The sequence below is a fragment of the Streptomyces sp. NPDC058697 genome, from assembly GCF_042715345.1.
Lineage (GTDB): Bacteria > Actinomycetota > Actinomycetes > Streptomycetales > Streptomycetaceae > Streptomyces > Streptomyces liliifuscus.
The window spans coordinates 51,422-63,089 of the sequence record NZ_JBHXSU010000043.1 but is presented as its reverse complement, the minus strand read 5'-3'; the positions used below and the strand labels follow the sequence as shown (position 1 = coordinate 63,089).

9 protein-coding genes are annotated in these 11,668 nt (G+C 69.5%); 8 read left to right on the top strand and 1 reads right to left on the bottom strand.

Features of this window, described 5'->3' with window-relative positions; all coding sequences use genetic code 11:
• The first annotated feature begins 409 nt into the window (after positions 1–409).
• The 8 genes from ACFWXQ_RS45380 (at position 410) to ACFWXQ_RS45345 (ending at position 10,450) form a co-directional block, all read left to right on the top strand.
• Positions 410–1,666 (top strand): amidohydrolase, encoded by a 1,257-nt coding sequence (locus tag ACFWXQ_RS45380; RefSeq protein WP_383947047.1) that lies wholly within the window; start codon positions 410–412, stop codon positions 1,664–1,666.
• A gap of 323 nt (positions 1,667–1,989) precedes the next feature.
• A complete protein-coding gene (locus ACFWXQ_RS45375; RefSeq protein WP_383947045.1) occupies positions 1,990–3,045 on the top strand; it encodes a BMP family protein in 1,056 nt (351 codons plus the stop codon).
• Positions 3,046–3,360: 315 nt separating this feature from the next.
• On the top strand, positions 3,361–4,410 hold the full coding sequence (locus ACFWXQ_RS45370) for a BMP family protein (protein ID WP_383947042.1): 1,050 nt from the start codon (positions 3,361–3,363) through the stop codon (positions 4,408–4,410).
• 254 nt (positions 4,411–4,664) lie between these two features.
• A complete protein-coding gene (locus ACFWXQ_RS45365; protein ID WP_383947039.1) occupies positions 4,665–6,278 on the top strand; it encodes an ABC transporter ATP-binding protein in 1,614 nt (537 codons plus the stop codon).
• Entirely contained in the window at positions 6,278–7,408 is a 1,131-nt protein-coding gene (locus ACFWXQ_RS45360; protein ID WP_362072190.1) for an ABC transporter permease, read from the top strand. The genes ACFWXQ_RS45365 and ACFWXQ_RS45360 overlap by 1 nt, the downstream gene beginning before the upstream one ends.
• On the top strand, positions 7,405–8,670 hold the full coding sequence (locus tag ACFWXQ_RS45355; protein ID WP_383947035.1) for an ABC transporter permease: 1,266 nt from the start codon (positions 7,405–7,407) through the stop codon (positions 8,668–8,670). The genes ACFWXQ_RS45360 and ACFWXQ_RS45355 overlap by 4 nt, the downstream gene beginning before the upstream one ends.
• The gene (locus ACFWXQ_RS45350) at positions 8,667–9,083 is read left to right on the top strand and encodes a cytidine deaminase (protein ID WP_383947032.1); all 417 of its coding nucleotides are present in this window, start codon (positions 8,667–8,669) and stop codon (positions 9,081–9,083) included. The genes ACFWXQ_RS45355 and ACFWXQ_RS45350 overlap by 4 nt, the downstream gene beginning before the upstream one ends.
• Positions 9,084–9,172: 89 nt before the next feature.
• Positions 9,173–10,450: a thymidine phosphorylase gene (locus ACFWXQ_RS45345; RefSeq protein WP_383947053.1), complete on the top strand. Its 1,278-nt coding sequence runs from the start codon at positions 9,173–9,175 to the stop codon at positions 10,448–10,450.
• A 104-nt stretch (positions 10,451–10,554) separates the two neighbouring features.
• Here ACFWXQ_RS45345 and ACFWXQ_RS45340 read toward each other — a convergent pair whose 3' ends face one another.
• Positions 10,555–11,475, bottom strand: coding sequence for an AEC family transporter (locus ACFWXQ_RS45340; RefSeq protein ID WP_383947029.1), 921 nt, complete (start codon positions 11,473–11,475; stop codon positions 10,555–10,557).
• Positions 11,476–11,668: the final 193 nt, after the last annotated feature.

The window sequence follows — 11,668 nt, the reverse complement described above, 5'->3', positions numbered from 1 at the left end:
TTCCCCGCGCCCCTAAAAAGCGGGGCTGCGCCCCTGGCTTTTTGTCTTTGGGGGCGCGGGGAACTGCGCGACCAGCCCCCACTCACCCGCACCCGGCACACAACCCAGAGCCGGCCCCGCCGTCCCCGCCCGTCCGTCAGGTGAACAGAACCGGCCAGGGGCACGTATGCGTGGTATGCGTAGAGAGCCTGTCCCCGGAGACCCGGGAATGGGCGTCGCCGCCCGGAGGTTCTCCCACCAGGAGACCTGGATCACGATCCACGACTGAAAAGCCGGGCGAGTGTACCCATCCCAGTCAATATCTATGCGCCACGCGGCCAGGTTTTCTTCCCCTTACGGGTTGAAGTTTTGTTGATCGTGGGTCAGTTGGCCGTCGCGTCGCCCTACCCTTCAGAGGGTGAACCAACTGATGTCCCGAGATTCCGAGGCCGACCAGCCCGGGGAAGCCACGCTTCCGGGCGCGCTCGCAGGCGCCCTGCCCGGCGCACTCCCCGGCACGCTGCCCGAGGCGCTCCGCGCCGAACTCGTAGCCTTCCGCCGCGACCTGCACATGCACCCGGAGCTCGGCAACCAGGAGTTCCGCACCACCGCCGCCATCAAGGCGCGCCTGGAGCGGGCCGGCCTTCACCCCCGCGTGCTCGCCATCGGAACCGGGCTCATCTGTGACATCGGCGACCCGGACCCCGCGCGTCCGATGCTCGCCCTGCGTGCCGACATCGACGCCCTGCCCATCCCGGACACGAAGACCGAGTGCGCGTACCGCTCGACCGTGCCCGACCGGGCCCACGCCTGCGGCCACGACATCCACACCACCGTGGTGCTGGGGGCCGGACTCGTCCTCGCCCAGCTGCACGAGCAGGGCCTGCTCAAGAGGGCCGTGCGTCTGATCTTCCAGCCCGCCGAGGAAGTACTGCCCGGCGGCGCCCCGGACGTCATCGAGTGCGGGGCACTGGACGGCGTCGGCCGGATCGTCGCGGTGCACTGCGACCCGAAGGTCGACGCGGGCCGGATCGGCCTGCGGCACGGCCCCATCACCTCCGCCTGCGACCGTCTTGAAGTGTCGCTGGACGGGGCCGGCGGCCACACCGCACGGCCCCACCTCACCACCGACCTCGTGACCGCCGCCGCCCGCGTCGTGACCGACGTGCCCGCCCTGGTCACCCGGCGGGTCGACGCACGGTCCGGCCTCGCCGTGACCTGGGGCCGCATCGAGTCGGGCCACGCCTGCAACGTCATCCCGCAGCACGCCGAGCTCTCCGGGACCGTACGGTGTCTGGATCTCGCCTCCTGGCGGGCCGCCCCCGATCTGGTGCACGCGGCCATCGACGAGATCGCGAACCTGTACCGGGCCAAGTCGGAGATCAACTACATCCGCGGGGTGCCGCCGGTCGTCAACGACCCGGACACCACCGACCTGCTGCGGGACGCCATGGCCGCCCGGCGCGGGATCCACTCCGTGGAGGACACCGAGCAGAGCCTCGGCGGCGAGGACTTCTCCTGGTACCTGGAGCTGGTGCCCGGCGCCATGGCCAGGCTCGGAGTGCGCACACCGGGGGAGCGGACCGTACGGGATCTGCACCAGGGCGACTTCGACGCGGACGAGTCGGCGATCACCGCGGGAGTGGAGCTCTTCACCGCGGCCGCCCTCCTCGACGCCGGGGTCTGACAGGCCGGCCCGACTCGTCCCGGCGGCGGGCGCGGCCGGTCCTTCCGGTCGCGCCGCGTACCCCCGCGCAGTAGCGTGGTCCACTGTCAACAACCACTCGTGTCGTCACGCGGACTTCACCGCCCCGATGCGGAGCGTGACTGCCGTGGTGGGTGCTGCGTCCTCATCTGCACCTTTTGGTCCCGAGGTTCACAAGGACGTAACCGGCCATCGGCACGAATGGATAACGGCCAAGCGCTATCCCGTTCCCTCAAGGGTCTACGCGCGTTAATGTGCGCCGAACTCAGCACCCACTGCGGGGCTTGGAGAATGGGGAACTTCAGATGCGTCGGATATCCAGCCTGGCCCGCGTCGCGGTGGGGGTCGCGTCGCTGGCACTGGCGGCGACCGCCTGTGGCGGCACCAGCAGCGACAGCAGCAGTAGTGACAGCAGCGAGAGCAAGGGCGGCAAGGGCCTTGCCATCGCGTACGACGTCGGCGGCAAGGGCGACCAGTCCTTCAACGACGCCGCGTACGCCGGTCTGGAGAAGGCGAAGAAGGAGTTCGGCTACCAGACCGCCGACATCGAGCCCACCGACGGTGAGACGGACGCCGACAAGGAGCAGCGCCTCGTCTCGCTCGCCAAGCAGGGCTACAACCCGGTCGTCGGCGTCGGCTTCGCCTACGGCCCCGCGCTGGAGGCCGCCGCCAAGAAGTACCCGAAGACCAGCTTCGGCATCGTGGACTCCGTGGTCGAGGGTGACAACGTCGCCTCGCTCGTCTTCGCCGAGCAGGAGGCCTCGTACCTCGCCGGTGTCGCGGCAGCCAAGGCCACCAAGACCAACACGGTCGGCTTCGTCGGCGGCGTGGACATCCCGCTGATCCACAAGTTCGAGGCCGGCTACACGCAGGGCGTCAAGGACACCAAGCCCAGCGTGAAGGTCCTCTCCCAGTACCTGACGCAGACCGCCGAGGAGGGTGGCTTCTCCAGCCCCGACAAGGGCAAGGCCGCCGCCGAGGGCCAGCTGGAGAAGAACGCGGACGTCATCTACCAGGCCGCCGGCCTGTCCGGCCAGGGCGTCATCGAGGCCGCGGCCAAGAAGAAGGTCTGGGCGATCGGTGTCGACTCCGACCAGTACAAGCAGGAGGCGCTGGCCGCGTACAAGGACTACATCCTGACGTCGGCGCTCAAGGACGTCGGCGGCGCGGTGTACTCCCTCGCCAAGTCGGTCGAGGACGGCAAGCCGCTGACCGGTGTCCAGACCTTCGACCTGAAGGTGGACGGCGTCGGCCTCGCCGACAGCAACCCGAAGATGGGCGAGATCGCCGGTCTCAGTGACGCGGTGGCCAAGGCCAAGGCGGGCATCATCGACGGCACGATCAAGGTGAAGACCGAGTAGTCCGGAGGGCGGGCCTGCGGGCCCGTCACCGCCCGAACGGGCGAAGCATCACAAGTCGAACAAAGCGGTTGAAGTCACACGGAGCGGGCGGACATCCACGATGTCCGCCCGCTCCGGCGTTCCCCGCGCAGGTCATCCGCCATGGACGGACCTTCGCGATCGGCAAGCCCGCACCCGGTCGGCGCGAGCCCTCGGGCACAGCCGCATAACAAGGTGGACAGAGGGGGTTCTCTCGCGGGTCTACGCGCGTTAATCTGCGGCGAAGCCAGCGCCGAAGGTGTTCCGCCCGGCGCTTGTACGACAGGAGCACAACACATGCGCCGGGTTCCCCGCATCGCGCTCGCAGGCGCAGCGGCCGCCTCTTTCGCCCTCGTCCTCTCCGCCTGTGGCGGTACCTCGACCTCCTCCGGTTCGGCGGATTCGAAGAGCGACAAGGGCCTCGCCATCGCGTACGACGTCGGCGGCAGGGGCGACCAGTCCTTCAACGACGCCGCGTACGAGGGCCTGAAGAAGGCGAAGGGCGAGTTCGGCTACGAGACCGCCGACATCGAGCCCACCGACGGTGAGACGGACGCCGACAAGGAGCAGCGACTGGTCTCGCTGGCCAAGCAGGGTCACAACCCGGTCATCGGCATCGGCTACGCCTACGCGCCGGCCGTCAAGGCGGCCGCCGAGAAGTACCCCGACACCACCTTCGGCATCGTCGACGACTCCACCATCGAGGCGGAGAACGTCGCGGACCTGGTCTTCTCCGAGCAGGAGGCCTCCTACCTCGCCGGTGTCGCGGCCGCCAAGGCCACCAAGACCAACACCGTCGGTTTCGTCGGCGGTGTGGACATCCCGCTGATCCACAAGTTCGGGGCGGGCTTCGCGCAGGGCGTCAAGGACACCAAGCCCGGCGTGAAGGTCCTCTCGCAGTACCTGACGCAGACCGCCGAGGAGGGCGGCTTCTCCAGCCCCGACAAGGGCAAGACGGCCGCCGAGGGCCAGATCGAGAAGAAGGCCGACGTCGTCTACGCGGCGGCCGGTCTGTCGGGCCAGGGTGTCATCGAGGCCGCCTCCGCCAACAAGGTGTGGGCCATCGGTGTCGACTCGGACCAGTACAAGCAGGAAGCTCTGAGCAAGTACAAGGACGCCATCCTCACCTCCGCGACGAAGGACGTCGCGAAGGCGGTGTACAACCTCGCGAAGTCGGTCGAGGACGGCAAGCCCGAGACCGGTATCGTCAGGGGCGACTTGAAGTCCGGTGAGGTCGGCCTCGCGGACTCCAACCCGAAGTTCAAGAGCGACACCGCGATCCAGGAAGCCGTGTCTGCGGCCAAGGAGAAGATCATCGGCGGCGAGATCAAGGTCAAGACCAGCTGACAGCAGTACCTCAGGAGCAGCTCGGCGATCCCGGGAAGTTCGCGCATCGATCTTCCCGGAGTCGCTCGTAACCGCGGGGTTACGTCCGCTCAACGGGGTACGGGGAGCCTGGCTCCCCGTACCCCGTTCTCGCGGCGCGTCGGCCCCTCATGTTGCCGTAGGGGCGCTACGCGCGTAGACGACCCCCTTTCCCTTCAGGAGAGTGCGCCATCAACGCGTCCAGCAGTCCTCCGGCCGGCGCGGTCAACGGATCGGTGACCGCAGTCGAACTCGCCGGGATCACCAAGCGGTTCCCGGGCGTCGTGGCCAACCACGACATCCACCTCAGCGTCCGCAAGGGCACGGTCCACGCCCTCGTCGGCGAGAACGGCGCCGGCAAGTCGACGCTGATGAAGATCCTCTACGGCATGCAGAAGCCGGACGAGGGGACCATCGCCGTCGACGGGGACCAGGTCACCTTCTCCTCGCCCGCCGACGCCATCGCCCGCGGCATCGGCATGGTCCACCAGCACTTCATGCTCGCCGACAACCTCACCGTCCTGGAGAACGTCGTCCTGGGCAGCGAGAAGTCGTACGGCATCGGCGCCAGGGCCCGCCGCCGGATCGTGGAGCTCTCCGAGCGCTACGGCCTCGGCGTGCGCCCCGACGCCCTCGTCGAGGAGCTCGGTGTCGCCGACCGCCAGCGCGTGGAGATCCTCAAGGTCCTCTACCGCGGCGCCCGGATCCTCATCCTCGACGAGCCCACCGCGGTCCTCGTGCCGCAGGAGGTCGACGCGCTCTTCGCCAACCTGCGCGAACTCAGGTCCGAGGGCCTGTCGGTCATCTTCATCTCCCACAAGCTGGGCGAGGTACTGTCGGTCGCCGACGACATCACGGTGATCCGCCGGGGCACGACGGTCGGCACGGCCGTCCCCTCCGAGACCACCCCGCGCCAGCTCGCCGAGCTGATGGTGGGCAGCGAACTGCCCACCCCGGAGACCGCCGAGTCCACGGTCACCGACCGGCCGGTGCTCGCCGTCGAGGACCTGCGCCTGGTCGCCCCGGGCGGCAAGGCCCTGCTCGACGACATCAGCTTCACCATTCACGAGGGCGAGATCCTCGGCATCGCGGGTGTCGAGGGCAACGGCCAGACCGAGCTGATCGAGGCCCTCATCGGCCTCAAGGGCGCCGACTCCGGCACCATCACGCTGGCCGCCGAGGAGATCACCTCCTGGGCCACCCGCAGGCGCCGCGAACAGGGCATCGGCTACATCCCCGAGGACCGCCACCGCCACGGCCTGCTCCTGGAGGCCCCGCTCTGGGAGAACCGCATCCTCGGCCACGTCACCGAGAAGCCCAACGCGAAGGGCATCTGGCTCGACATCAAGGGCGCCCAGGACGACACGCGCCGCATCGTCGAGGCGTACGACGTCCGCACGCCCGGCATCGACGTCACCGCCGCCTCGCTGTCCGGCGGCAACCAGCAGAAGCTGATCGTCGGCCGCGAGATGACCCACAAGCCGCGCTTCCTGATCGCCGCCCACCCCACCCGGGGTGTGGACGTCGGCGCGCAGGCCGCGATCTGGGACCACATCCGCGAGGCCCGCCGCGAGGGCCTCGCCGTCCTGCTGATCTCCGCCGACCTGGACGAGCTGATCGGTCTGTCCGACACCCTCCGGGTGATCTACAACGGCAAGCTGGTCGCGGACGCCGATCCGGCGACCATCACCCCGGAGGAGCTCGGCTCGGCCATGACCGGCGCCGCCTCCGGACACCTCGAGAACGAAGAGCTCGTGGAACAGCTGGAAGAAGAGCAGGCAGAGCTCGAAGAGCATGCCGAGACGCCGGCGGACGGCCCGGCAGACGCCCCGGAAGACGAGGCCCGCTGATGAAGAAGTTCGACAAGGAGCGACTGCTCCTCGCGGTGGCCGGGCCGGTCATCGCGCTCGTCGTGGCCGTGGCGCTGACCTCGGTCGTGCTGATCGCCTCGGGGAAGAACCCGTTTGAGCCGTACTCGATCATGTTCGAGCAGGCCACGTTCTCCGACATCCAGGTCCTGATCATCAACCAGGCCTCGCTGTACTACATCGCGGCACTCGCGGTGGCCATCGGCTTCCGGATGAACCTGTTCAACATCGGTGTGGACGGCCAGTACCAGCTCGCCGCCATGATGGCCGCGGTGGTCGGCGCCCACGCCAGTCTGCCGGCGGTCCTGCAGGTACCGCTGCTGCTCCTCACCGCGGTCCTCACCGGCGCCTTCTGGTCCGGCATCGCCGGTGTCCTCAAGGTCACCCGAGGGGTCAGCGAGGTCGTCGCGACGATCATGCTGAACGCGATCGCGACCTCCCTCATCGCCTACTTCTGGCTGCCCAGCGTCTTCGGCGTCAAGGTCGGCAACAACAACACCACCGGCGAGATGCACGAGTCCGGCTGGATCCCCGGCTTCGACATGGGCGACGCCGGCGAGATCTACGGCCTCGTCGTCCTCGCGGCCCTGCTCGGCATCGGCTACTGGGTCGTCCTCAACCGCACCCGCTTCGGCTTCGACCTGCGCGCCTCCGGCGCCTCGGAGACCGCCGCCGCGGCCAGCGGTGTGAACCCCAAGCGCATGGTGCTCACCGCCATGCTGATCTCCGGCGGTCTGGCCGGTCTCGCGGGCCTGCCGATCCTGCTCGGCGACTCGCACACGTACAGCCTGAACTTCCCGACCGGCATCGGCTTCCTCGGTATCGGCATCGCGCTGCTCGGCCGCAACAACCCGACGGGCATCGCCTTCGCGGCCCTCCTGTGGGCCTGGCTCGACAAGGCCTCGCCCGAGCTCGACTTCCACGGGTACGACAAGGAGATCGCGGTCATCATGCAGGGCCTGATCGTGATCGCGGTCGTCGTCTCGTACGAGGCCGTGCGCGAGTGGGGTCTGCGCCGCCAGCAGCGCCGCGTCGGCGCCGAACTCGCGGCGGGGCACGTCCTCGGCGCCACCTCCGACAACTCGATCCAGAAGGAGGTGGCCGGACGATGACCACCGTGACCGACCTCAACCAGCCCTCGCTGCAGCCCACGGCGCCCAAGGGCCGCCGGCTCACGCTCCCCGTCCTTCTGCTGGTCATCGCGGGCGGCCTCGCGCTGACCTCGATCGTCCGGATCATCACCGGCGCCGACGGCATCACCAACGTCAGCCAGATGTCGACCGCGCTCGAACTGGCCGTCCCGATCGGCCTGGCCGGTCTCGGCGGTCTGTGGGCCGAGCGCGCGGGCGTCGTCAACATCGGCCTCGAAGGCATGATGATCCTCGGCACCTGGTTCGGCGCCTGGGCCGGCTACCAGTGGGGCCCGTGGAACGGCGTCCTCATCGGCATCATCGGCGGCTGCCTCGGCGGTCTGCTGCACGCGATCGTCACGGTCACCTTCAACGTCAACCACATCGTCTCCGGTGTGGCCATCAACATCCTGGCCCTCGGCGCCACCCGCTATCTCGCCCCGCTCGCCTTCGAGGGCGTGCAGGGCGGCTCGGCCAAGCAGTCCCCGCCGGTCGAGTCGATCGGCAACTTCACGGTGCCGGGACTGTCCGACGGGCTCGTCGACCTCAACGACAAGGGCTGGTTCTTCATCTCGGACGTCGCCGGTCTGCTCGGCGGTCTGGTCACCAACGTCTCCTGGCTGACCCTGATCGCCGTCGCGCTGATCCCGGCCACCTGGTGGATCCTGTGGCGCACCGCCTTCGGTCTGCGCCTGCGGTCCTGCGGCGAGAACCCGGTCGCGGCCGAGTCGCTCGGCGTCAACGTCTACAAGTACAAGTACCTGGCCGTGATCATCTCCGGCGGTCTGGCGGGCCTCGGCGGTGTCTTCCTCTCCATCGTCGCCAACCCCTTCTACCTGGAGGGCCAGACCAGCGGCCGCGGCTACATCGGTCTCGCGGCGATGATCTTCGGCAACTGGATGCCGGGCGGACTCGCCCTCGGCGCGGGCCTGTTCGGCTACACCGACAGCCTCAACCTGCGCGGCGGCGCCGAGAACGTCCACGCGCTGCTGCTGCTCGGCGCCATACTGCTGGCCATCGGCGCGGTCTGGCTGCTGGTCAGGAAGAAGTACGTGCCCGGCGTGATCACCCTGGCCGTCGGCGTGCTGGTGTTCACCTGGTACTCGCTCACCGACGAGGTGCCGAACCAGGTCGTCTCCGCCACGCCGTACGTCATCACGCTGCTCGTCCTCTCGCTGTCCGCACAACGGCTGCGGATGCCGAAGGCGGACGGCATGCCCTACCGGCGGGGGCAGGGCAAGTGACGTCCGCCGAAACCGGGTCCGGGCCCGAGGTCGACTGGGAGGCCCTGCGGGAGGCGGCCCACGAGGCCATGTCCCGTGCGTACGCCCCGTACTCGGGCTTCCCGGTCGGTGTCGCGGCCCTGGTCGACGACGGCCGGGTGATCTCCGGGTGCAACGTCGAGAACGCCTCGTACGGGCTCGGGCTGTGCGCCGAGTGCGGACTGGTCTCGCAGCTCCACAACACCGGGGGCGGCCGGCTCACGCACTTCACCTGCGTGGACGGCCGCGGCGAGATCCTGGTCCCGTGCGGCCGCTGCCGCCAGCTGCTGTTCGAGTTCGGCGGCCCGGATCTGATCATGGAGACCCCTGCCGGGATCCTGCCGCTCTCGGAGATGCTTCCGCAGGCCTTCGGGCCGGGGCATCTGCGCAAGTAGTTCACGGTCGGCCCCTCCGCGTCGTGTGCCTCCAGGGCACCGGGAGGGGCCGCTGCACTTCGGAAGGAAAGGCCATGGCTTTGTTGTCGATGGATGCCATCTCCGTCATCCGCACCAAGCGCGACCGCGGCGAGCTGAGCGACGAGCAGATCGACTGGGTCATCGACGCGTACACACGCGGCGAGGTCGCCGACTACCAGATGGCCGCCCTGAACATGGCGATCCTGCTCAACGGCATGAATCGCGGCGAGATCGCCCGCTGGACGGCCGCGATGATCGCCTCCGGCGAGCGCATGGACTTCTCGTCCCTGTCCCGCCCGACCGCCGACAAGCACTCCACGGGCGGCGTCGGCGACAAGATCACCCTCCCGCTGGCCCCGCTGGTCGCGGCCTGCGGTGCGGCGGTCCCGCAGCTGTCGGGCCGGGGCCTCGGCCACACCGGCGGAACCCTCGACAAGCTGGAGTCGATCCCGGGCTGGCGCGCCCTGCTCTCGAACGAGGAGATGCTCTCCGTACTGGACGAGGTCGGCGCGGTCATCTGCGCGGCGGGCGACGGCCTGGCTCCCGCGGACAAGAAGCTGTACGCGCTCCGGGACGTCACGGGCACAGTCGAGGCGATCCCCCTCATCGCCTCCTCGATCATGTCGAAGAAGATCGCGGAGGGCACGGGCTCGCTGGTCCTGGACGTGAAGGTGGGCACGGGCGCCTTCATGAAGACGATCGAGGACGCGCGCGAACTGGCGTCCACGATGGTCGGGTTGGGCACGGACCACGGAGTGAAGACGGTCGCGCTCCTCACGGACATGTCGACCCCACTGGGCCTGACGGCGGGCAACGCCCTCGAAGTCCGCGAGTCGGTCGAGGTGCTGGCCGGCGGCGGCCCCGCGGACGTCGTCGAACTGACCCTCGCCCTGGCCCGCGAGATGCTCGACGCGGCGGGCGTGAAGGACGCCGACCCCGCGAAGGCACTGGCCGACGGCTCGGCGATGGACGCCTGGCGCCGCATGATCGCGGCCCAGGGCGGCGACCCGGACGCCGAGCTGCCCACCTCCCGGGAGCAGCACGTGGTCAAGGCCCCCTCCTCGGGCGTACTGACCCGCCTGGACGCGTACGACATCGGCATCGCGGCCTGGCGCCTGGGCGCGGGCCGCGCCCGCAAGGAGGACCCGGTCCAGGCGGCGGCAGGCATCGAGATGCACGCCAAGCCGGGCGACACGGTGACCGAGGGCCAGCCCCTCCTGACCCTGCACACGGACACCCCGGAACGCTTCGAGTACGCCCTGGCGGCCGTCGAGGGCTCGTACGACGTGTCAGCACCGGGCACGGACTTCACGGCGACGCCGGTGGTGCTGGAACGGATCGCCTGACCTGACCGACCTGATCCGTTCAGGCTCGGCTCGCGCGTGAAGGGGACCGGCGTCCGTCGCCGGTCCCCTTCGTGTTCGTCTGCCCGGAGGAGGGCCGGGCGGCCTCAGCCGAGGGTCGCCGCGACCACCACCAACACCGGTACCGCCAGCATCGTCGACAGCAGGATCGACTCGCGGGCCAGCACCTCGCCGACCCGGTACCGCGACGCGTATGTGAAGAGGTTCTGGGCGGCCGGCAGGGCCGAGGTGACCACCACGTCGAGGAGTGGGGCGCCTCGCAGGCCGAAGACGCCCGCCGCCAGGGCCCAGGCCGTCAGGGGCTGGCCCACCGATTTCAGGGCGACCGAGAGCAGGACAGGGGTTCGGTCGGGGCCGCGGCCCGGCATTGTGCTGCCGCAGAGGGAGATGCCGAAGGCCAGGAGGACGGCCGGGACGGACATGTTGCCGATCAGGGTGAGCGGGTCGAGGACCGGGCCCGGGACCGTCAGGCCGGATGCCGAGACGGCGACGCCGGACAGGGAACCGATGCCGACGGGGTTGCGGATGGGGGTGGTGATCCGTCGCCACAGGGAGGTCTTCTCGCCCGGGCCGGAGAGGTCGAGGACCGTCAGGGCCACCGGGGTCATCACGATCTGCTGGAAGAGGAGCACGGGGGCCACCAGCGAGGCGTCGCCCAGCACATACACCGCGATCGGGATGCCGAGATTGCCCGCGTTGACGTAACTGGAGCACAGCGCGCCGATCGTCGTACGGCCCACGCCCCAGCGGCGCACGGCACCGACCGCGACGAACACCCCGGCCACCGCGAACGTACTGATCGCCGTCACCAGCAGCCGGTTGGAGAGGATCACCGACAGGTCGGCCTGCGCGAGGGTGGTGAACAGGAGCGCGGGGGTGGCCACATGGAACGCGAGCTTGGTCAGCACCTCCCGGCCGTTGTCCCCGAGATAGCCGCGGCGTCCGATCAGATAGCCGACGCCGATGACGACGGCGATCACCGCGAAGCCGTTCAGCACCCCCTGCACGGCACCTCCTGGAGCGCGCGGAGCTCCCGGGGGTGGCCGGGAGCGGCGGCGCGGAGGCGGTCGCGTATTCGGTCGGGGCGGAGTGCGGGCAGGCGGACGGGCGGTGATTCGTGGGGCATACACCGAACCCTCTTGGGTAGGCCATGCCCAGGTCAATGTGACCTTGCGCTACCTGAACTTCGTGCTCGGTGAG

Bases quoted from the DNA above. Each gene is read 5' to 3' on its own strand.
- ACFWXQ_RS45380 (WP_383947047.1), top strand. From the start codon at position 410: ATGTCCCGAGATTCCGAGGCCGACCAGCCCGGGGAAGCCACGCTTCCG.
- ACFWXQ_RS45375 (WP_383947045.1), top strand. From the start codon at position 1,990: ATGCGTCGGATATCCAGCCTGGCCCGCGTCGCGGTGGGGGTCGCGTCG.
- ACFWXQ_RS45370 (WP_383947042.1), top strand. From the start codon at position 3,361: ATGCGCCGGGTTCCCCGCATCGCGCTCGCAGGCGCAGCGGCCGCCTCT.
- ACFWXQ_RS45360 (WP_362072190.1), top strand. From the start codon at position 6,278: ATGAAGAAGTTCGACAAGGAGCGACTGCTCCTCGCGGTGGCCGGGCCG.
- ACFWXQ_RS45355 (WP_383947035.1), top strand. From the start codon at position 7,405: ATGACCACCGTGACCGACCTCAACCAGCCCTCGCTGCAGCCCACGGCG.
- ACFWXQ_RS45345 (WP_383947053.1), top strand. From the start codon at position 9,173: ATGGATGCCATCTCCGTCATCCGCACCAAGCGCGACCGCGGCGAGCTG.